19 protein-coding genes are annotated in these 19,960 nt (G+C 75.2%); 13 read left to right on the top strand and 6 right to left on the bottom strand.

The features are described 5' to 3' along the window. Positions 1 to 33 precede the first annotated feature (33 nt). The gene (locus tag BTM25_RS14755) at positions 34 to 903 is read right to left on the bottom strand and encodes a hypothetical protein (RefSeq protein ID WP_103563480.1); all 870 of its coding nucleotides are present in this window, start codon (positions 901 to 903) and stop codon (positions 34 to 36) included. A gap of 193 nt (positions 904 to 1,096) precedes the next feature. On the opposite strand from BTM25_RS14755, the gene BTM25_RS14750 reads away from it, so the two are divergent. Both BTM25_RS14750 and hemW read left to right on the top strand, forming a co-directional pair. Next, positions 1,097 to 1,537: an antitoxin YezG family protein gene (locus BTM25_RS14750; protein ID WP_103563479.1), complete on the top strand. Its 441-nt coding sequence runs from the start codon at positions 1,097 to 1,099 to the stop codon at positions 1,535 to 1,537. 40 nt (positions 1,538 to 1,577) lie between these two features. Further along, positions 1,578 to 2,786, top strand: a complete 1,209-nt coding sequence (gene hemW, locus BTM25_RS14745) for a radical SAM family heme chaperone HemW (RefSeq protein WP_103563478.1) — start codon at positions 1,578 to 1,580, stop codon at positions 2,784 to 2,786. Here the strand turns inward: hemW and BTM25_RS14740 are convergent. After that, on the bottom strand, positions 2,783 to 3,595 hold the full coding sequence (locus BTM25_RS14740; RefSeq protein WP_103563477.1) for a DUF3097 domain-containing protein: 813 nt from the start codon (positions 3,593 to 3,595) through the stop codon (positions 2,783 to 2,785). The two genes, hemW and BTM25_RS14740, sit on opposite strands and share 4 nt — an antisense overlap. Before the next feature lie 116 nt (positions 3,596 to 3,711). Here BTM25_RS14740 and hrcA point away from each other — a divergent pair, with 116 nt between their 5' ends. From hrcA to BTM25_RS14725, 3 genes are read left to right on the top strand one after another with little or no spacing between them, the layout of a single operon-like run. Further along, positions 3,712 to 4,725, top strand: coding sequence for a heat-inducible transcriptional repressor HrcA (gene hrcA / locus BTM25_RS14735; protein ID WP_103563476.1), 1,014 nt, complete (start codon positions 3,712 to 3,714; stop codon positions 4,723 to 4,725). Next, a complete protein-coding gene (gene dnaJ / locus BTM25_RS14730; protein ID WP_103563475.1) occupies positions 4,726 to 5,859 on the top strand; it encodes a molecular chaperone DnaJ in 1,134 nt (377 codons plus the stop codon). A 53-nt stretch (positions 5,860 to 5,912) separates the two neighbouring features. Further along, the gene (locus BTM25_RS14725; RefSeq protein WP_103563474.1) at positions 5,913 to 6,644 is read left to right on the top strand and encodes a 16S rRNA (uracil(1498)-N(3))-methyltransferase; all 732 of its coding nucleotides are present in this window, start codon (positions 5,913 to 5,915) and stop codon (positions 6,642 to 6,644) included. A gap of 3 nt (positions 6,645 to 6,647) precedes the next feature. On the opposite strand, the gene BTM25_RS14720 is transcribed toward BTM25_RS14725, so the two are convergent. Both BTM25_RS14720 and BTM25_RS14715 read right to left on the bottom strand, forming a co-directional pair. Continuing rightward, positions 6,648 to 7,325, bottom strand: a complete 678-nt coding sequence (locus tag BTM25_RS14720) for a hypothetical protein (RefSeq protein WP_103563473.1) — start codon at positions 7,323 to 7,325, stop codon at positions 6,648 to 6,650. Then, positions 7,322 to 7,846, bottom strand: a complete 525-nt coding sequence (locus BTM25_RS14715) for a SigE family RNA polymerase sigma factor (RefSeq protein WP_103563472.1) — start codon at positions 7,844 to 7,846, stop codon at positions 7,322 to 7,324. Before BTM25_RS14715 ends, BTM25_RS14720 begins: the two co-directional genes overlap by 4 nt. 328 nt (positions 7,847 to 8,174) lie before the next feature. Here BTM25_RS14715 and BTM25_RS14710 point away from each other — a divergent pair, with 328 nt between their 5' ends. From BTM25_RS14710 to BTM25_RS14695, 4 genes are all read left to right on the top strand, one after another. After that, complete coding sequence (locus tag BTM25_RS14710) at positions 8,175 to 8,519, top strand: histidine triad nucleotide-binding protein (protein WP_103563471.1); 345 nt, start codon at positions 8,175 to 8,177, stop codon at positions 8,517 to 8,519. A 136-nt stretch (positions 8,520 to 8,655) separates the two neighbouring features. Beyond that, entirely contained in the window at positions 8,656 to 9,693 is a 1,038-nt protein-coding gene (locus BTM25_RS14705; protein WP_103563470.1) for a PhoH family protein, read from the top strand. Then, positions 9,694 to 10,164, top strand: coding sequence for an rRNA maturation RNase YbeY (gene ybeY / locus BTM25_RS14700; RefSeq protein ID WP_103563469.1), 471 nt, complete (start codon positions 9,694 to 9,696; stop codon positions 10,162 to 10,164). It abuts the gene before it with no gap. A gap of 7 nt (positions 10,165 to 10,171) precedes the next feature. Continuing rightward, entirely contained in the window at positions 10,172 to 11,443 is a 1,272-nt protein-coding gene (locus BTM25_RS14695) for a hemolysin family protein (protein ID WP_103563468.1), read from the top strand. 10 nt (positions 11,444 to 11,453) lie between these two features. On the opposite strand, the gene BTM25_RS14690 is transcribed toward BTM25_RS14695, so the two are convergent. Next, positions 11,454 to 11,786, bottom strand: coding sequence for a cytidine/deoxycytidylate deaminase family protein (locus tag BTM25_RS14690; RefSeq protein ID WP_103563467.1), 333 nt, complete (start codon positions 11,784 to 11,786; stop codon positions 11,454 to 11,456). Positions 11,787 to 11,888: 102 nt separating this feature from the next. Here BTM25_RS14690 and BTM25_RS14685 point away from each other — a divergent pair, with 102 nt between their 5' ends. From BTM25_RS14685 to era, 3 genes are read left to right on the top strand one after another with little or no spacing between them, the layout of a single operon-like run. Further along, positions 11,889 to 14,015: an MMPL family transporter gene (locus BTM25_RS14685; protein ID WP_103563466.1), complete on the top strand. Its 2,127-nt coding sequence runs from the start codon at positions 11,889 to 11,891 to the stop codon at positions 14,013 to 14,015. 55 nt (positions 14,016 to 14,070) lie between these two features. Further along, entirely contained in the window at positions 14,071 to 17,364 is a 3,294-nt protein-coding gene (locus tag BTM25_RS14680; protein ID WP_103563465.1) for a BTAD domain-containing putative transcriptional regulator, read from the top strand. A gap of 38 nt (positions 17,365 to 17,402) precedes the next feature. Next, a complete protein-coding gene (gene era, locus BTM25_RS14675) occupies positions 17,403 to 18,332 on the top strand; it encodes a GTPase Era (protein WP_103563464.1) in 930 nt (309 codons plus the stop codon). Here era and BTM25_RS14670 read toward each other — a convergent pair. Further along, positions 18,277 to 18,894 (bottom strand): hypothetical protein, encoded by a 618-nt coding sequence (locus BTM25_RS14670; RefSeq protein WP_103563463.1) that lies wholly within the window; start codon positions 18,892 to 18,894, stop codon positions 18,277 to 18,279. The two genes, era and BTM25_RS14670, sit on opposite strands and share 56 nt — an antisense overlap. A 267-nt stretch (positions 18,895 to 19,161) precedes the next feature. Here BTM25_RS14670 and ddaH point away from each other — a divergent pair, with 267 nt between their 5' ends. After that, a complete protein-coding gene (ddaH, locus tag BTM25_RS14665; RefSeq protein WP_103563462.1) occupies positions 19,162 to 19,923 on the top strand; it encodes a dimethylargininase in 762 nt (253 codons plus the stop codon). Positions 19,924 to 19,960: the final 37 nt, after the last annotated feature.

The raw sequence follows: 19,960 nt of genomic DNA, 5'->3' as shown, positions 1-19,960 counted from the left end.
GTATGACGGTTCGCCGCGCGCGTTGGTTCGCGGCTAGAAGAAGCGCCACGGCGCGCCGGACGGGTCGGGATGCTCCAGCGTGAGCCCGGCGAAGCGCCGCGCGTCGTCGCCGGACCGGCTCAGGCTCAGCCCGAGGCCGGGCAGCAGCACCTGCGCGTGCCGCTCGGCGACGTCGTGCCCGAGGTCGCGGAACAGCGTGACGACGTCCGCGGCGGGCTCGTGCAGGAGGTCGATGCCGTCCAGGCGGAACCGCAGCTCGGGGTTGCCGCCCCAGCCCGCCGGGCGGTTGCCGAAGATCGTCCGGACGCGTTCGGTGCCGTCCGGGTCGTGCATGCAGCCGACCCCGAGGTGGCCGCGCCCGACCCGGACGGACCGGTAGCCGCTGTACCCGCAGATGAACGCGCCCGCCGGATCGGGGGAGCCGAGCCGGGCGGCGACCGCGTCCAGGGCGCACCACGCCTCGTCCGGTCCGGCGGTGAACAGGACGTCCGCCTCGGGCAGGACGGCGCCGCGCTCGGGCTCCAGCGTCACCACGTACGGCGGGACGTTCCCCGGGTACCGGGCCGGGTCGGGTTCGCGCAGCGTGACCAGGCCCTCCCAGGAGACCGGGTCGTCCACCGCGAACCACGCGACGTCGGCCTCGACGCCGAGATCGGTGAACGCGCGATCGGTGACGGCCTGCTCGACCCGTTCGCGGAGGGCGGCGGCGTCGGCGGCGAGCCGGCCCCGCCACCAGGCGGGCTCGCGGCCGTGCGGGCCGTCCCAGGTGACGCCGGATCCCGCCAGGGGGAGGCGGTCGCGGCCGTCCTTGTCGTCGATGATCTCGCAGTGCCAGCCGTCGTGCCGCCCGAGCAGCAGCACCCGCGCCGGTACCCGTCCGTACCGGGGTGCTCCGAAATCCACCCGGTGACCTTATCCGGCGGGACGTGCCGCACCGGGCCGGACACGAAACCCGGGACGAACGCCGGGCGTGTCCCGGATCGTCGGGGGGCGGCGACGCGACACGGCGCACGTCCCGTCCCGCGCGCGGACCTCCGGGTACGGTCGGACTCCGGACTGCGGCCGATGCCGCCTGACTGCCCGGGAGGTGCCCGCGATGACGTCCGCCGACCAGGTGCTGCGCTCGGCCCGTGAACGGGAGCTGGTCGGCGCGGCCGTCCGGGCGCTGCGGGCCGCGGCGCCGTTCGGGTGGGAGCGGCTCGGGCTGGAGTTCCGCGCCACGGTCGTGATCGACAGCGTGCTGTTCGAGATCCGCGACGCGCACGGCCGCAGCCGGACCGCGATGCCGCCCGGCCAGGCCGTCGGGAAGATGGACGAGCTGCGCCGCCGCATGTACCGGCGCGGCAAGGGCGCGTGGTTCACCGCCCGGCTGGACGTGGAACGTTCCGGACGGTTCAGCGCCGAGTTCGACTACGACGGCGAGCCGGACTTCTCGCCCCCGCTCACCGGCGACGTCTACCGCCTCGACCTGGACCGCTTCCCGCGCGCCGCCGAGCACATCCCCGGCTGGCTGCGCGCCCGCCTCGCCGGGTCCTGACCGGTCCCGACCACCCGCCGCCGCACGGCAGACTGGGAGGATGCCCGCCACCCTTCCCGACGGCGACGCCGTGCCCGCGAGCGGGGACCTGCCCGCCGCCGCGCTGGACGGCCTCGGCTCCCGGCCGCTGGCGTTCTACGTCCACGTCCCGTTCTGCGTCACCCGGTGCGGCTACTGCGACTTCAACACCTACACGGCGACGGAGCTGGGCGAAGGGGCGACCCGGGAGTCCTACGCGGCGACGGCGGCGGCCGAGGTGCGGCTGGCCCGCCGCGTCCTCGGGGACGCCGCGCCGCCCGTCTCGACCGTGTTCGTCGGCGGCGGCACCCCGACGCTGCTGCCGCCGCGCGACCTCGGCGCGGTCCTCGCCGCGATCGACGCCGAGTTCGGGCTGGCGCCGGGCGCGGAGGTCACCACCGAGGCCAACCCCGAGTCGGTGGACCGCCGCTACCTGGACGAACTGCGCGCGGAAGGGTTCACGCGCGTCTCGTTCGGGATGCAGAGCGCCCGGGAGCATGTGCTGCGCGTCCTGGACCGGACGCACACGCCCGGCCGCGTCCCGCAGGTGGTCGAGTGGACGCGCGCGGCGGGGTTCGAGCACGTCAACCTCGACCTGATCTACGGGACGCCCGGCGAGACCGACGACGACTGGCGCGCCTCGCTGGAGGCCGCGCTCGCCTGCGGTCCCGACCACGTGTCGGCGTACGCGCTGATCGTGGAGGACGGCACCCGGCTCGCCGCCCGCGTCCGCCGGGGCGAGATCGCCGCCCCCGACGACGACGCGATGGCCGACCGCTACCTGCTGGCCGACGAACTTCTGACCAAACACGGCCTGACCTGGTACGAGATCTCCAACTGGGCCGCGTCGGACGACGCCGCCTGCCGCCACAACGTCCTGTACTGGACGGGCGCGGACTGGTGGGGCGTCGGGCCGGGCGCGCACTCGCACGTCGGCGGGACGCGGTGGTGGAACGTCAAGCACCCGGCGGCGTACGCGGCGCGGCTGGCCGACGGGAGCACGCCCGCGCACGCCCGCGAGATCCTGGCCGGCGACGACCGCCGGCTGGAGCGGATCATGCTGGAGCTGCGGCTCGCCACGGGCTGCCCGGCGGACCTGCTGGACGCGGCGGCGGTGCGCCGGGCGATCGGGGAGGGGCTGGTCGAACCCGGCCCGTGGGAGCAGGGACGCGCCGTCCTGACGCTGCGGGGGCGGCTGCTCGCGGACGCGGTCGTCCGCGACCTGACCTAGCCCGTCACGAAGTCGATCAGCTCCTCGACGCGGCCGAGCAGCGCGGGCTCCAGGTCGGTGTAGTCCGACACGCGGCCGAGGATGCGCTTCCACGCCGCGCCCGTGTCGTCGCCCCAGCCGAGCGCGGCGACGACGCCGTCCTTCCACGGGATGCCGCGCGGCACGTCCGGCCAGGCGCGGATGCCCACGGCGGACGGCTTCACGGCCGCCCAGATGTCGATGAACGGATGGCCCGTCACGAGGACGTCCGGCGACGTGATCTGCGCCGCGATCCGGCTCTCCTTGGACCCGGCGACGAGATGGTCCACGAGGACGCCGAGGCGGCGGCCCTCGCCGGGATCGAACTCCTCGACGATGGCGGGCAGGTCGTCCACGCCGCGCAGGAACTCCACGACGACGCCCTCGACGCGCAGGTCGTGGCCCCAGATCTTCTCGACCAGCTCGGCGTCGTGCAGGCCCTCGACGTAGATGCGGCTCTCGCGCGCCACCCGCGCCCGCAGCCCCCGGACGGCGACCGACCCGGACGCCGACCGCGCCGCGCCCGCCGGTCCGGGCGCGGGCCGGACGAGCGTGACGGGCCGTCCGTCGATGAGGAATCCGGCCTTGGTGAGCGGGAAGACGCGCCGCTTGCCGAACCGGTCCTCCAGCGTGACGCCCAGCTTGTCGCAGCCGACGACGGCACCGCAGAAGCCACTGTCCGGATCCTCCGCGACAAGCCCAATTTCCGCTGGTATCTCGGGAATCTGGCCCTTGCGGGGGAGTCGCCAGTCGCCCGCGAGGACGTCGTCGCCGTAGTCTCTGCTCCGCACGGATCCGCACTCTAACGAGGACGAGACGCCCCGGCACCTTCGGCCGACCCCGCGCGGGCCGTACACTTGGCACTCCAAGGTAAGGAGTGCCAGTACGGGGCAGGGGAGGTGACCACGTGCTCGACGACCGGAAACTCGCGGTCCTGCGGGCCATTGTCGAGGACCACGTCTCCACCAACGAGCCGGTCGGCTCCAAGGCTCTGGTGGACCGCCACAACCTCGGCGTGTCGTCGGCGACCATCCGCAACGACATGGCCGTCCTGGAGGACGAGGGCTACATCGCCCAGCCGCACACCAGCGCGGGCCGCGTCCCGACCGACAAGGGCTACCGGCTGTTCGTGGACCGGCTGTCCACGATCAAGCCGCTGTCGTCGGCCGAGCGCCGCGCGATCGAGACGTTCCTCGGCGGCGCCTACGACCTCGACGACGTCGTCGGCCGGACGGTGCGGCTGCTCGCGCAGCTCACCCGCCAGGTCGCGGTCGTCCAGTACCCGTCGCTGTCGCGGTCGACGGTCCGGCACGTGGAGCTGGTGCCGGTCGCCGAGAACCGGCTGCTGCTCGTCGTGATCACCAACACCGGCCGGGTGGAGCAGCGGGTGATCGACGCGCACGGCGTGACGGCCGAGGAGTCGATCGGCCGCCTGCGCACCCTGCTCAACACCTGCCTGGACGGGTGCGGGCTCGGCGACGTCGCGCACGCCGTGGCGAATCTGCCCGACCAGCTTCCGGCCAACGAGCGCCCGCTCGCGGCGGGAGTGCTGTCGGTGCTGCTGGAGACGCTGGTGGACAAGGCCGACGAGAAGATCGTCTTCGGCGGCGCCGCCAACCTCGCCCACATGGACTTCTCGCAGGGCCTGCGCGAGGTGCTGGAGGCGCTGGAGGAGCAGGTCGTGCTCATGCGGCTGCTCGGCGAGACCGGCGATTCCTCTACTGTTACCGTGCGGATCGGCACGGAGAACCCCGACGCGGGGTTCCGCTCGACCTCCGTCGTCGCCGCCGACTACGGCGTGGGCGACATCACCCTGGCCCGGCTCGGAGTGCTCGGGCCGACACGGATGGACTACCCCAGCACGATGGGAGCGGTACGGGCAGTGGCACGCTACGTCGGACAGATTCTGGCGGGTTCGTAAGTGGCCAACGACTACTACGCGACCCTCGGCGTCCGGCGGGACGCCAGTCCGGACGAGATCAAGAAGGCCTATCGCCGGCTCGCCCGGGAACTCCACCCGGACGTCAACCCGGACCCGGAGACCCAGGAGAAGTTCAAAGAGGTCACGCAGGCCTACGAGGTGCTCTCCGACCCGCAGAAGCGGGAGATGTTCGACATGGGCGCCGACCCGTACGCGCGGGGCGGCGGCGCGGGCCCCGGCGGGTTCGGCGGCGCCGGGTTCCCGTTCAGCGACATCATGGACGCCTTCTTCGGCTCCGCCACCCAGCGCGGCCCGCGCAGCCGCGCCCGGCGCGGCCGGAACGCCACGCTGCGCGTCGAGCTGGAGCTCTCCGAGGCCGCGTTCGGCACCACGCTGGAGCTGAACCTCGACACGGCCGTCGCCTGCGGCACCTGCCGGGGCGAGGGCGCCGCGCCCGGCACCCACCCCGAGACCTGCTCGACCTGCCAGGGACGCGGCGAGGTGCAGCAGGTGCAGCGCTCGTTCCTCGGCCAGGTCATGACGGCCCGTCCGTGCCCGGCGTGCGGCGGTTTCGGCAGCGTCATCCGGCACCCGTGCCCCGAGTGCTCGGGCGACGGACGGGTCCGCACGCGCCGTCCGGTCAAGGTCAAGATCCCGGCGGGCGTCGAGAACGGCATGCACATCCAGCTCGCCGGGGAGGGCGAGGTCGGCCCCGGCGGCGGCCCGCCCGGCGACCTGTTCCTGGAGATCGTCGAGAAGCCGCACCCGATCTTCAACCGGGAGGGCGACGACCTGCACTGCACGGTCGAGATCCCGATGACGGCGGCGGCGCTCGGCACGTCCGTCACGCTGGAGACCCTGGACGGCGCCGAGGAGATCGACATCCGGCCGGGCACCCAGTCCGGGCAGGTCATCACGCTGGCGGGGCGCGGCGTCCGGCACCTGGACGAGAACGGCCGCGGCGACCTCAAGCTCCACGTGACGGTCGAGACGCCGAACCGGCTGGACGACGAGCAGGAGGCCCTGCTGCGGCGCCTGTCCGAACTGCGCGGCGAGGAGCGGCCCCCGGGCAAGTTCTCGCCCGCCCAGCGCGGCGTCTTCTCCCGCCTCAAGGACGTCTTCAACCAGCACTGAGCACCCGCGCGGCCCGCCGGGAGCGCGGGCCGCGCGCAGGAGGAGGGACGGCCGTGACGGCTCCGGTTTTCCTGGCGGAGGCCGGGGCGCTCGACGCCGACCGCGTCGTGCTGGACGGCCCGGAGGGGCGGCACGCGGCCACCGTGCGGCGGCTGCGCGCCGGGGAGCGCGTCGACCTCACCGACGGCGCCGGGATCCTCGTGGAGGGCGTCGTCGCGGCGGTGGCCAAGGACGCGCTGACGGTCGAGGTCCACGTCCGCCGCGCCGTGCCCGAGCCCGTGCCCCGGCTCGTGGTCGTCCAGGCGCTGCCCAAGGGCGAGCGCGGCGAACTGGCCGTCGAGACGATGACCGAGGCCGGCGTGGACGAGATCGTCCCGTGGGCGGCCGAGCGGTGCGTCACCCGCTGGAAGGCCGAACGCCGCGACAAGGCCCTCGGCCGGTGGCGCTCGACCGCCCGCGAGGCCGCCAAGCAGGCCCGCCGCGCCTGGCTGCCCGCCGTCGCCGACCTGGCGACCACCGCCGACGTCGCCGCGCGGCTCGAACGGGCGTCGGCCGCCGTCGTCCTGCACGAGGAGGCCGCCGCGCGGCTCAGCGCCGCCGCGCCCCCGCCGGACGGCGAGATCGTCGTCGTGGTCGGCCCCGAGGGCGGCATCGCCGACACCGAGCTGGCGGCGTTCGCCGCGGCGGGCGCGGACCCGGTGCGGCTCGGCCCGACGGTCCTGCGGACGTCCACGGCGGGCGTCGCGGCACTCGCCGTCCTCGCCGCGCTCACCGGACGCTGGTAGGCGTCAGGGCGCGCCGGGCGCGCCTCCCGAACCGTCGTTGTTGCTGCTCGCGGGCTCGGTCGGCGCCGTCGTCGGGGACTGCGTCGCGGGCGGCGGGGTCGTCTGCGTGACCGGCGGGGTGGTCGGCGGCGTCGTCGGCGCGGCCGGGGTCGGTGTCGGGCACGGCTCGTGCCGCCGCGGCTGGGCGGTCTTCTCCGCGCGGGTCTTCTTCGCCGGGTCGACGGTCGGCGACGGCGGCGGCACGGGCGGGCACGTCGGCGCGCCCGTGGACGAGGCCGTCGTCGGCGGCCCGGTGAAGCTCGGCGTCCCGAGGGCCGGCTGCCCGTCGGACGGTTGCAGCGACGTCCCCGGCGACCCCGGCACCTGGCCGGGCACCACGCCGTCGCGGACCGCGTTGCCGCCGTGCTTGGCGGGGCCGCTCATGCCCGCCTGGATGAACCCGATGGTCTGCGGGGCCGCCGTCACCCCGAACCCGGCGACCGCGACGGCCGCCGCCACGGCGATCGCCGGACGCACCCAGCCGCCCGCCAGCCACGGCACGCCGAACCGGCGCAGCCGCCGCTCGGCGACGCGCTCCCGGACGCGTTCCAGCCCGTCACCGGACGGTTCGACACCCTCCGCCTCCGCCTGCAGGGCGCGGCGCAGGATCTCGCCGAGCTCGTCGTCGCGGTCGGTGGTCATGTGAACTGCTCCAGTACGTTGCGCATCGCGGCCATTCCGCGCGCGGTGTGGCTCTTGACGGCCCCCCGGGAGATCCCCATCGACTGGGCGATCTCCGCCTCGGACAGGTCGGCGTAGTACCGAAGCACCAGCGCCTCCCGCTGGCGGGCGGGCAGCCGGTGCAGCGCGTCCACGACGGCCGAGCGCTCCAGCTCGCCGATGGCCCCCGCCTCGGCGCTCGGCGCGTCGGGCAGCCCTTTCGGCGCGTACTTCTCCACGACCGCCCGGTGCCGGAGCACCGACCGCGACCGGTTCACGACCGACTGGCGCAGGTAGGACAGCGCCTTGTCGGGATCGCGCAGGCGGCGCCAGCCGCCGTGCATCGCGACGAAGGCGTCCTGGACGACCTCCTCGGCCGTCCCGAGGTCCCGGACGAGCATGGCGGCGAGCCGAACCAGCGCGCGGTAGTTGGCGCTGTAGAGCGCGGTCACCGCCTGGTCGGCGTCCCAGACGACGGACATCGCGCCCGTCGTCGTTCCCATTGCCACGAGGGTCTCGGTCACGTCTGTGGGACGCGCGCCCTCGTCGTCCGGTTTACGGAAGGGCATCTCCTGCCTTGCCTCGGTCACCTGTCCGCCGCTTCAGACGCGGCGTCAGGACGGTCGGCGCCACATCGTGGATGGGTGTTCCCTACCGGTTCAGATGGGACGGTGGCGAGCCGGGGGGAACGTCTGAGTTGCCAACCCTAAAGGGTCAGGACCCGTGTTGCGGGCCAACCGCCGCGGCTTGATCCACGTGTCCCCGGGGCGAGCGCGGCACGTCTCCGGCGCCCGCCGCTAGGATCCGGCGTGTATCCGTGGGAGGAGAGGGATGACGGACTGCCTGTTCTGCAAGATCGTCTCGGGGGACGTGCCCGCCGAGATCGTCCGCGAGTCCGAGCGGGCGGTGGCGTTCCGGGACATCAACCCGCAGGCGCCGACGCACGTCCTCGTCATCCCGCGCGAGCACCACCCGAACGCCGCCGCGCTGGCCGCCGCCGACCCCGCGTCCCTGGCCGCCGTCGTGAACCTGGCGCAGGAGGTCGCGGTGGACGAGGACGTCGCGGGCAAGGGCTACCGGATCGTCTTCAACACCGGGCCCGAGGCCGGGCAGACGGTCTTCCACGTCCACGCCCACGTGCTCGGCGGACGCGGCCTGAACTGGCCGCCCGGCTGACCGCCGTTCCGGTGCCGGGCCCCCGGCCGCGCGCGTGAAAACGCGAAGGCGCACGGCGGGCCCCGCCCGGTAGCATGGAGGCGACAGGCGTTCCTCCAGCACAGAAGGCAGGTCGGAGAGGCCGCAAGGCCGGCTGATGGTCCACTCAACTCACAGGCGCGACGACCGCGCCGGCGAGCGCTCGCAGCTCAAGATCGTGGTGCCGGACGACCATTCGATGGTGAGCCTGCTGGGCTCCCGGGACGAACTGCTCCACGCCGTCGAGCGCGCCTTCAGCAGCGACATCCACGTGCGCGGCAACGAGATCACCGTGACCGGCCCGGCCGCCGAGACCGAACTGGTCGGACGGCTGTTCGCCGAACTGATCGAACTGCTGCGCAGCGGCACCCAGATCACCCCCGACGCCGTCGAGCGGAGCGTGGCGATGCTGCGCGACACCGGCGGCGAGCGCCCGGCCGAGGTGCTGACCCTCGACATCGTGTCGAGCCGGGGCCGCACGATCCGCCCGAAGACCCTCAACCAGAAGCGCTACGTCGAGGCCATCGACCGGAACACGATCGTGTTCGGGATCGGCCCGGCGGGCACCGGCAAGACCTATCTCGCGATGGCCAAGGCCGTCCGGGCGCTCCAGGACAAGAAGGTCAACCGCATCATCCTCACCCGGCCGGCGGTCGAGGCGGGGGAGCGGCTCGGCTTCCTGCCCGGAACGCTCTACGAGAAGATCGACCCGTATCTGCGCCCGCTGTACGACGCGCTGCACGACATGGTCGACCCCGACTCGATCCCCCGGCTGATGTCGGCGGGCACGATCGAGGTCGCGCCGCTGGCCTACATGCGCGGCCGGACGCTCAACGACTCGTTCATCATCCTGGACGAGGCGCAGAACACCTCGCCCGAGCAGATGAAGATGTTCCTGACCCGGCTCGGCTTCGGCTCGAAGGTCGTCGTGACCGGCGACGTCACGCAGGTCGACCTGCCGTCGGGGCAGCAGAGCGGGCTGTCGGTCGTCCAGGGCATCCTCGAAGGCGTGTCCGACATCGACTTCTGCCGGCTGACCAGCCAGGACGTCGTGCGGCACAAGCTCGTGACCGAGATCGTCGACGCCTACAACCGGTTCGACGAGACGCGGCTGCCGGATGTGAACCGGCCGCCGGCGCGCAGGCGGGGGCGCTAGGTGACGATCGAGGTGCTCAACGAGTCGGGCGCCGACGCCGACGAGAAGCGGCTCGGCGAGCTGGCCCGGCACGCGCTGGACGCGCTGCGCGTGCATCCGCTGGCGGAGCTGTCCGTCCTGCTGGTGGACGAGGACGTCATGACCGAGCTGCACGTCAAGTGGATGGACGAGCCCGGCCCGACCGACGTCCTGTCGTTCCCGATGGACGAGCTGCGTCCCGGCCACGCCCCCGACGAGGACGACGAGGACGATCCGGCGCTGCTCGGCGACGTCGTGCTCTGCCCGGCGGTCGCCGCGCGGCAGGCCGCCGAGGCGGGCCACTCCACGGCCGACGAGCTGGAGCTGCTGACCGTCCACGGCATCCTGCACCTGCTCGGGTACGACCACGCCGAGCCCGCCGAGCACAAGGAGATGTTCGGGTTGCAGGCGGAGCTGCTGGCGTCGTGGCGGGAGGCGCGGCGGCGGCCGTGAGCACCGCATGAGCACCGCACAGGGCTGGCTGGTGGCGCTGGCCGTCGTCCTCATCGGACTGGCGGGGCTGCTGGCGAGCGCGGAGACGGCGCTGATCCGCGTGTCGCGGGTCAGCGTGGCCGAGCTGGTGCGCGAGGGGCGGCGCGGCGCGGACCGGCTGGCGGAGGTCGTCGGGGACCCGGCGCCCTACCTCAACATGTTCCTGCTGATGCGGATCGGCTGCGAGGTCGTCGCGACGGTCGCCGTCGCGGACCTGTGCATCGAGTGGCTGGACGACACCTGGCGCGCCTACGTCGTGGCCGCCGCGATCATGGTGCTGGTCAGCTACGTCGCGATCGGCGTCGGCCCGCGCACGCTCGGGATCCAGCACGCGCCGCGCGTGGCGCTGGCGGGCGCGGCGCTGATCCGCCCGGTGAGCCGGGTGTTCGGGCCGCTGCCCCGGCTGCTGATCCTGCTCGGGAACGCGCTGACGCCCGGCCGGGGCTTCCGCGAGGGCCCGTTCGCGACCGAGGCGGAGCTGCGCGACCTGGTCGACCTCGCCGAGCAGCGCAGCCTGATCGAGCCGGACGAGCGCGAGATGATCCACTCGGTGTTCGAGCTGGGCGACACGCTCGTCCGCGAGGTCATGGTCCCGCGCACCGACATCGTGTTCATCGAGCGGGGCAAGTCGTTGCGGCAGGTCATGTCGCTGGCGCTGCGCAGCGGGTTCTCGCGGATCCCGGTCGTGGGGGAGAACGAGGACGACGTCGTCGGGCTCGCCTACCTGAAGGACATCGTCCGCCGGACGCAGGAGAACCGCGACGGCGAGCTGACCGAGCGGGTCGAGTCGGTGATGCGGCCCGCGAGCTTCGTCCCCGACAGCAAGCCGATCGACGAGCTGCTGCGCGAGATGCAGGCCAAGCAGATGCATCTGGCGATCGTCATCGACGAGTACGGCGGCACGGCGGGCCTGGTGACGATCGAGGACATCCTGGAGGAGATCGTCGGGGAGATCGCCGACGAGTACGACGTCGAGGCGCCCCGGATCGAGGAACTGCCGGACGGCGCGGTGCGCGTCACCGCGCGCCTCCCGGTGGAGGACCTGGCGGAGCTGTTCGGCGTCGAGATCGAGGGCGAGGACGTCGACACGGTCGGCGGGCTGCTCGCGCACGCGCTCGGCCGCGTCCCGATCGAGGGCGCGACGGCGACGGTCGCGGGCCTGTCGCTGCGCGCCGAGAGCATCGCGGGCCGCCGCAACCGCATCGGGACCGTCCTGGTCCGGCGTCTCCCCGGCGCCTAGACCCGCGCGGCTAGCGGGTCGTGCGGAGGGCGCCGTCGGGGCCGGCGACGAGCACGGGGGCCTTGGGGCCGAGGTCGCGGACGGCCGCGACGTCGCTTTCGGCGGGCGCGTCCGCCGCGGTGACGAGCGCGGCGGCCTCCAGGTCGTCGGCGCCGCTGGACACCGCCATCGCCACCGCGACCTGCAGCGCCGTCAGCTTCAGCGACGGCAGGTCCACGCTGGTCCCGGCGTAGGTGCGGCCGGTCTCGTCGCGGACGGCGGCGCCCTCGGCCGCGCCCGTGCGCGCCCGCGCGGACCGGGCCAACGTGATGATCTTGGTGTCCTCGGCGGAAAGCTCGCTCACGGGGACAAGCCTAGACGGGACGGGTCCGCAAGTCGCTCGCAAGTGCCCGCCAACCGACCGGCGTGACGATTCCGGCGTCAACGGAACGCCGGAAGGATCATCATGTCGGGTCTGCTGTACCGTCTCGGGAGGGCCGCCGCGCTGCGGCCCTGGCGGTTCGTCATCGGCTGGGTGCTCGTCGTGGGGGCCGTCGCCGGGATCGCGGCGGCCGTGGGGGGTTCGACGCACGACGACTACCGGCTCTCGGGCACCGGCGCGCAGCGCGCCACGGACCTGCTGACCGAGCGGTTCCCCGCGCTGTCGGGCGCGGACGCCCGGGTCGTCGTCCACACGCGGACGGGCACGGTCGACGCGGCACGGGTCGCGGCGGCGCAGAAGAGGATCGCGGCGCTGCCGAACGTGTCGTCGGTGGAGGTCGCGCCGCCCGCGCCGGGCGGACGGACGCAGCTCGTGACCGTCCGCTACGACCGCAAGGTGACCGATCTGGAGCCCAAGGAGACGCTGGACCGGCTCAAGGGCGCCACGACGGACCTGACCGCGGCCGGAGACCAGGTCGAGTTCGGCGGGCAGGTCCCCGAGAACGTGACGGCCCCGAACGGCGTCGCGGAGATCGTCGGCATCGTCGCCGCGCTGATCATCCTGCTGCTGGCGTTCGGGTCGGTGGTCGCGGCGGGGCTGCCGCTGGTGGTGGCGCTGGCCGGGCTCGGCGTCGGCGTCACCGGGATCTCGCTGCTCGCGGCCGTCACCGACATCGCGACGACCGCGCCGACGCTGGCGGTGATGACGGGCCTCGGCGTCGGCATCGACTACGCGCTGTTCATCCTGACCCGGCACCGGGAGGGTCTCGGCGCGGGGCTGGACGTCCCGGAGTCGGTGGGCCGCGCCAACGCGACGGCCGGGCTGTCGGTGCTGTTCGCCGGGTTCACCGTGCTGCTCGCGCTGTGCGGGCTCGTCCTGTCGGGCGTCCCGGTGTTCATGACGATGGGGTTCGCGACCGGGCTCGTCGTCGCGGCGACGGTCGCGAGCGCGCTCACCCTGCTGCCCGCCGTGCTGGGGCTGGCGGGCCGCCGGGTGCTGCGCCGCCGCGACCGGGCCGCCGGGACGGTCACCGGCGCCGACGCCCGCTGGGTGCGCGGCTGGGCGGACCGGATCGGGCGCCGTCCGCTCGTCTGGCTGATCGCGGGCGGCGCGCTCATGCTGACGCTCGCCGCGCCCGCGCTCGGGATGCGGACGTGGCCGAGCGACGCCGGCAGCGAGCCGGAGTCCAGCACCGTCCGCAAGGCCTACGACCTCGTCGCGGCCGGGTACGGGGAGGGCGCGAACGCGCCGCTGCTCGTCGCGGTCGACCTGAACCGGACCGGCCGGACGGCCGTCGACGGCCTGGACGCCCGCCTCGCCCGCGTGCCGGGCGTCGCGTCCGTCGCCAAGCCGCGCACGTCGCCGGACGGCACCGCCGCCGTCATCGTCGTCACGCCCCGCTACGGCCCGCAGGACGCCCGCATGACCGGCCTGGTGGACCGGATCCGCGCCGACGTCCTGCCGCCGGGCGCCGACGTCACCGGCCTCACCGCCGTCTACGTGGACCTCAGCCGGGTGCTCGGCGACCGGCTGTGGCCGGTGATCGGCGCGGTCGTGGCGACGTCGTTCGTCCTGCTGCTGATCGTGTTCCGGTCGCTGCTCGCGCCGCTCAAGGCCGCCGTGCTGAACCTGCTGTCGATCGGCGCGGCCTACGGCGTCCTGACGGCGGTGTTCCAGTGGGGCTGGGGCGCGAAGCTGCTCGGCCTGCCGCACGGGGTGCCGGTGTCCAGCTTCATCCTGCTGCTGATGTTCGCGGTGCTGTTCGGGGTGTCGATGGACTACGAGGTGTTCCTGCTGTCGCGCGTCCGGGAGGAGTGGAAGCGGACGGGCGACGCGCGCGGCGCGGTCCGGACCGGCCTGGCGTCCACCGGCCGCGTCATCACCAGCGCCGCGCTGATCATGGTGGCGGTGTTCCTCGGGTTCGCAGCGGACCCGTCGCTGGTGATCAAGCAGATGGGCCTCGGGCTCGCGGTGGCCGTGGCGCTGGACGCGACGGTCGTGCGGCTCGTGCTCGTCCCGGCGTCGATGACGCTGTTCGGCCGCGCGAACTGGTGGCTGCCCGCGCCGCTGGCCCGGATCCTGCCGGAGTTCGACCCGCACGGCGGCGCCGCCGAGCCCGCGCCCGCGACGCCGGAGCCGTCGCGGGTGTGAGATCCCTCGCCGCACGGGACGCGGCCCACCTCCATCGTCGTAGGCTGGCCGCGTCATGGCGAACGTGCGCGTGCTCGGGCCCTTCGGGGCGACGATCGGGGAGACGCGGGCCGATCTCGGCGGCCCCCGGCAGCGGTCGGTGCTGGCCCGGCTCGTCGCGGCGGGCGGAGAACTGGTCACCGCCGACCGGCTGATCGCCGATCTGTGGCCGGGGGAGGCGCCGCCGCGCGCCGCCGCCGGCCTCCAGTCGTTCGTGTCGCACCTGCGGCGGGCGCTGGAGCCGGACCGTCCGCCGCGCACGCCCGCCCGCGTCCTCGTCACCGCGCCGCCCGGCTACGCGCTGCGGCTCCCCGGCGACCAGGTGGACGCGTGGCGCTTCGCGGCGCTGACCGACCGCGCCGGGACGCACCTCGCGGCGGGGGAGGGCGAGGCTGCCCTGCACGCCGCCCGCGCCGCGCTCGCCGAGTGGCGCGGCCCCGCCTACGCCGAGTTCGCCGACCTGCCGTGGGCCGCCGCCGAGGCGGCAAGGCTGGCGGAGCTGCGGCTGCTGGCCGTGGAGCGCCGGGCGGGGGCGCTGCTGGCCGTCGGGTCGGCGGCCGAGGCCGTCCCGGACCTGGAGGCCCACACCGCCGCGCACCCGCTGCGCGAGGACGCGTGGCGCCTGCTCGGCCTCGCCCTCTACCGCGCCGGACGGCAGGGCGACGCGCTCGCCGCGCTGCGCCGCGCCCGCGCCGTCCTCACCGAGGAACTGGGCGTGGACCCCGGGCCCGCGCTGCGCGAGCTGGAGCGCGACATCCTCGCGCAGTCCCCGGAGCTGGCGCCCGCGCGGCCCGCGCTGACCGTCGTCACCGGGACCGTCCGCCGGGACGGGACGTTCGTCGGCCGCGCCGCCGAACTCGACCGGCTCGCCGGCGCGGCCGAGCGCGCCCGCGCGGGCCGCTGCACGCTGGTGCTCGTCGCCGGGGACGCGGGCATGGGCAAGACCGCCCTCACCGAGCGGTTCGCCGGGACGCTGACCGGCTGGACGCGGGCGTTCGGCCGCGCGCCCGAGACCGGCGGGGCGCCCGCCGCGTGGCCGTGGGCGGAGCTGCTGCGGTCGCTGGCCGCCGACGCGCCGCCCGGCGCCGACCTCGCGGCCCGGCTCGCGCCGCTGCTGGACGACGTCCCGTCCGGCGGCGACGCCCAGACCGGCCGGTTCCGGCTCAACCTCGCCGTCGCCGCCTACCTCGACGGGCTCGCCGCGCGGACGCCGCTGCTGCTCGTCCTGGACGACCTGCACTGGGCCGACGACGAGACGCTGACGCTGCTCACCGAACTGCCCGGACGGCTGCGGGACCGTCCCGTCCTGCTGGTCGGCGCGTATCGCGGCACCGAGATCCCCGCCCGGCTGGCGACCGCGCTCGCCGCCCTCGCCCGGCACGAGCCGCACCGGCTGGACCTCGCGGGCCTGTCGGCGGGCGAGACCGCCGAACTGCTGCGCGCCGCGTGCGCGACCCGGCTGGACGCCGACGCGGTGACCGTCATCGCCGAGCGGACCGGCGGCAACCCGTTCTTCGCCCGCGAGACCGCCCGGCTGCTGGACGCCGAGGGCCCGGACGCCGCCGCCCGCGAGGTCCCCGCCGGGGTCGGCGACGTGCTGCGCCGCCGCGTCGCCCGGCTGCCCGGCGCGGCCCAGCACGTCCTGCGCGTCGCGGCCGTCGCGGGCCGGGACGCCGACCTGGACGTCCTCGCCGACGCGTGCGGCGCCGACGAGGACGCGCTGATCGACACGGTCGAGGCGGGGCTGGCCGCCGGGCTCGTCACCGAACCGGGGCCGGGGCGCGTCCGGTTCGCGCACGCGCTCGTCCGGGACACGCTGCTCACCGGCCTGTCGCAGGCCCGCAGGACCCGGCTGCACGGCGTGCTCGCCGCAGCGCTGGAACGCCGCCGTCCCGGCGACTCCGCCGCGCTCGCCCACCACCATCTGGCCTGGGGCGGCGATCCGGGCAAGGCCGTCCGCTACGCGCGGCTGGCCGCCGAGGCGGCCGAGGCGCGGTTCGCGCACGCCGCCGCCGCCGAGCTGTGGTGCCGCGCGGCCGACCTGCCCGGCGACGTCCGCGACCGGCTCGACCTGGAGGCCGCCGCGATCCGCGCGTCCGCGCTGGCCGGCAAGGTCGAGGACGCCCGCGCCCGGCGGCAGGCCGCGCTGCCCGCCGCCCTCGCGCTCGGCGACCCGGTCGTCCTCGCCCGCGTCCTCGTCGCGTTCGTCACCCCGACCCTGTGGACGACCCACGTCTACGGGACGGTCGACGCCGAGATCGTCGCGGCCGTCGGCCGGGCCCTGGACGCGCTGCCCGCCGCCGCCGGAGCCCTGCGCGTCCGGCTGCTCACGGTGCTGGCGATGGAGACCGAGGGCGAGCCCGGCGACACCGGCCCGCGCGCCGCCGGTGAGGCCGTCGCGCTCGCCCGCGACCTCGGCGACCCCGAACTGCTCGCCGTCGCGCTGAACGGGCGGTACCTCAACAGCTACCAGGACGCCGCGCAGCGCGAGGACCGCTGGGAGATCGCCACCGAGCTTCGCGCGCTCGCCGCCGGGCACGGGCTGCCCGCCTACGAATGCCTCGCGCACCTGCTGCTGCACCAGACCGCCGTCGCCCGGCTGGACCTCGCCGCCGCCGCCGAGCACGCCGCCGCTGGCCGCCGCCTGTCGCGCGAGTACGGGCTGCCGCTGCTGGAGGCGCTCGGCGGCTGGCACCGGGGCCTCGCCCACGTCGTCGCCGGACGCCTGGACGACGCCGAGCGCGAGTACGTCCGCACCGGCGAGCACACCGCCCGCAGCACGGTGTGGAACAGCGCGCGAGGCATGCAGATGGCCGCGCTGTTCGGCATCCGGCTCGTCCAGGGCCGCGTCGCCGAGACCGCCGACGCGGCGGGCTGGCTCGCCGCCGAGTGGCCGCACGTCGGCGCAGTCGCCGACATCCAGGCGCTCGCCCTGCACGCGCGCGGCCGGACCGCCGACGCGCGCCGCGTCGCCGCGCGGGCGGGCCGCATCCGCCACGACTACCTCCGGGACCTGTCGCTCGCCCTGCGGGGCCTGCGGGCGCTCGCGCTCGGCGACCGCGCGACGGCCGCCGCCGTCCACGCCGACCTGCTGCCCTACCGGGACCAGCTCGCGGGCGGCGCGTGCGCGGTCGTCGCGGTCGGGCCGGCCGCGCAGATCCTCGGCGACCTCGCGGTGTTCCTGGACCGCCCGGACGAAGCGGCCGCGCACTACCGCGCCGCCGCGCGCGTCGCCGCGACCGTCGGATCGGCGCACTGGGAGCGCCAGGCGGCCGAGGCGCTCCGCGCGCTGGGCGTCCCGGCGGCCTGATGGACGATGCGTCCACCGGCGTGGGCGACAATTGACAGGTGACAGCGCTGGGAGACATCACCGAGACGCCCGCCGGCTTCCGCTCCGGGTTCGCCTGCTTCGTGGGACGGCCCAACGTGGGCAAGTCGACGTTGATGAACGCCCTCGTCGGCACGAAGGTCGCGATCACGAGCAGCCGCCCGCAGACGACCCGCCGCGCGATCCGGGGCATCGTCCACCGTCCGGACGCGCAGCTCATCGTCGTCGACACCCCGGGCCTGCACAAGCCCCGGACGCTGCTCGGCGAGCGGCTGGACAGCCTGGTGCGCTCCACGCTCACCGAGGTGGACGTCATCGGCTTCTGCGTCCCCGCCGACCAGCCCGTCGGGCCCGGCGACACGTTCATCGCGCGGGAGCTGGCGAACGTCGGCAGGACGCCGGTCGTCGCGATCGTCACCAAGACCGACCTCGTGCCCCGGGAGCGGGTCGCCGAGCAGCTCGTCGCCGTCGGCGGGCTCGGGACGTTCGCCGACATCGTCCCGTGCTCGGCCCGCGACGGCTTCCAGGTCGGCCTGGTCGCGGACCTGCTCATCGGCCACCTGCCCGAGGGCCTGCCGCTGTACCCCGAGGGCGACCTGACCGACGAGCCCGAGCAGGTCCTCATCGCCGAGCTGATCCGCGAGGCCGCGCTGGAGGGCGTCCGCGACGAGCTGCCGCACTCCATCGCCGTCCTGGTGGACGAGATGGAGCCGCGCGCGGGCCGCGACGACCTCACCGACATCTACGCGCACCTGTACGTCGAGCGGTCCAGCCAGAAGGGCATCGTCATCGGGCACCAGGGCGCGCGGCTGAAGGAGGTCGGCGCGGCGGCGCGGCGGCAGATCGAGGCGCTGCTCGGCACCCGCGTCTACCTGGACCTGCGCATCAAGGTCCTCAAGGACTGGCAGCGCGATCCGAAGCATCTGCGCCGTCTCGGGTTCGACGACTGAGCCGGTCGCCGAGCGGACGGACGGCCGCGAACAGCACCAGCAGCACCGCCGCGCCGAGCGCCACGTACCAGCCGTAGCCGAGTTCGACGGTGTAGGAGCCGAACGGCGAGTCGCGGCGGAGCAGGTCGCGGCGGGCGCGGTCCAGCCGCAGGACGAACAGCAGGCAGCCGAGCGCCGACAGGGCGCCGGGCACGGTCGCGAGGGCGCCGATCCGCGCGTCCCGGCCCGCCAGCCCCCACGCGATCATGAGGACGGCGGCGAGCGCCAGCACGGGGACGACGAGGACGGTGCCGTCGGCGTCGATGCCCGCCGCCGTGCCCGCGTCGCGGCGGATCTCGCGGCCGAAGAAGTCGACGCTGTAGGTCGCGGTCACCCACGGCAGGAACGCCGCGACGAGCATCACCGCCGCCGCGACCAGCGCGAGCACCGACCACACGGCCGTCCCGCGCCGGACCGGTTCCGGCCGGGCCCGCTGGACGCCCGCGGGCGCCGGCCACGGTCCGTGCGGCTCCTCGGGGGGCAGGAACTCGGGCCGCTCCGGGGGCGCGAGATCACCGGTCATGGCACTCCTTGCCGGGACGGGCGGGCCGGGCGCCCGCGCGGACGAGAGGAGACGGCGGGACGGCGCGCGGCCCGGCTCTGACGTATTGTGCCCGATGCGGCACGTACGGTGAGCACGCGACCCGCGCCGTCCCTCCGGCCGGGTCTACGCTTCGGTGGTCCGGGCTCCCGCCCGGCGCGGATCCGGCAGGAGGGAACAGCCGATGACACTCGCTCACTCCCTCACGTTTCCCCGCCCCGGCGCCGTTCGCACCCGCGCGGGCGGCCGGTGAGCGCGCCGCGCCGGACGGCGCTGGTCCGCGCGCCCGGCCCGCGCCTGGCCGACGGGCTCGTGTCCTTCGCGGAGCGGCGGACGGTGGACGTCGACCTCGCCCGTCGTCAGCACGACGCCTACACCGACGCGCTGCGCGCCGCGGGCTGGAAGGTCCGGGCCGTCGCGTCCGCCGACGCCTGCCCGGACGCGGTGTTCGTCGAGGACGCGCTGGTCGTGAGCGGGGACGTCGCCGTCCTCGGCCGCGCCGCCGCGCCGTCGCGCGCCGGGGAGGCCGCGGGCGCCGAGCGGGCCGCGCGCGACCTCGGCCTGCGCGTCGAGCGGATCGAGCCGCCCGGCACGCTCGACGGCGGGGACGTCCTGCAGACCGATCGGGCCGTCTACGTCGGACTGAGCACTCGCACCAACGAGGACGGCATCTGCCAGCTCGCGCGGCTGCTCGGCGGCCGTCCCGTCGTGCCCGTCCGGGTGACCGGGGCGCTGCACCTGAAGTCGGCGGTGACCGCGCTGCCGGACGGGTCGCTCATCGGCCTGCCCGACGCGGTCGACGCCACCGCGCTGCCCTGCCTGCGGGTGGCGCCCGACCCGGCCGGCGCGCACCTGGTCGTCCTCGGCCCGGGCCACGTCCTGCTGGCCGCCTCGGCGCCGCGCACCGCCGCCCGGCTCGCCGCCGACGGATTGCGCGTCACCGCGGTCGACATCAGCGAATTCGAAGCCCTCGACGGCTGCGTCACCTGCCTTTCGGTGCTCGTGCCCTGACCCGCAGTCGCGGTGAGTTCTTCGTCATTCGTTCGTA

Source organism: Actinomadura rubteroloni (genome assembly GCF_002911665.1).
In the GTDB taxonomy this organism is placed as follows: Bacteria; Actinomycetota; Actinomycetes; order Streptosporangiales; family Streptosporangiaceae; genus Spirillospora; species Spirillospora rubteroloni.
Note: the sequence above shows the minus strand (reverse complement) of the source record. Positions and strands in the feature narration are given on the sequence as shown.

Excerpts from the sequence above, each read along its gene's own strand:
- BTM25_RS14750 (WP_103563479.1), top strand. The coding sequence starts at position 1,097 with ATGACGTCCGCCGACCAGGTGCTGCGCTCGGCCCGTGAACGGGAGCTG.
- hemW (WP_103563478.1), top strand. The coding sequence starts at position 1,578 with ATGCCCGCCACCCTTCCCGACGGCGACGCCGTGCCCGCGAGCGGGGAC.
- BTM25_RS14720 (WP_103563473.1), bottom strand. The coding sequence starts at position 7,325 with ATGACCACCGACCGCGACGACGAGCTCGGCGAGATCCTGCGCCGCGCC.
- BTM25_RS14715 (WP_103563472.1), bottom strand. The coding sequence starts at position 7,846 with ATGGGAACGACGACGGGCGCGATGTCCGTCGTCTGGGACGCCGACCAG.
- BTM25_RS14710 (WP_103563471.1), top strand. The coding sequence starts at position 8,175 with ATGACGGACTGCCTGTTCTGCAAGATCGTCTCGGGGGACGTGCCCGCC.
- BTM25_RS14705 (WP_103563470.1), top strand. The coding sequence starts at position 8,656 with ATGGTCCACTCAACTCACAGGCGCGACGACCGCGCCGGCGAGCGCTCG.
- BTM25_RS14695 (WP_103563468.1), top strand. The coding sequence starts at position 10,172 with ATGAGCACCGCACAGGGCTGGCTGGTGGCGCTGGCCGTCGTCCTCATC.
- BTM25_RS14685 (WP_103563466.1), top strand. The coding sequence starts at position 11,889 with ATGTCGGGTCTGCTGTACCGTCTCGGGAGGGCCGCCGCGCTGCGGCCC.
- BTM25_RS14680 (WP_103563465.1), top strand. The coding sequence starts at position 14,071 with ATGGCGAACGTGCGCGTGCTCGGGCCCTTCGGGGCGACGATCGGGGAG.
- BTM25_RS14670 (WP_103563463.1), bottom strand. The coding sequence starts at position 18,894 with ATGACCGGTGATCTCGCGCCCCCGGAGCGGCCCGAGTTCCTGCCCCCC.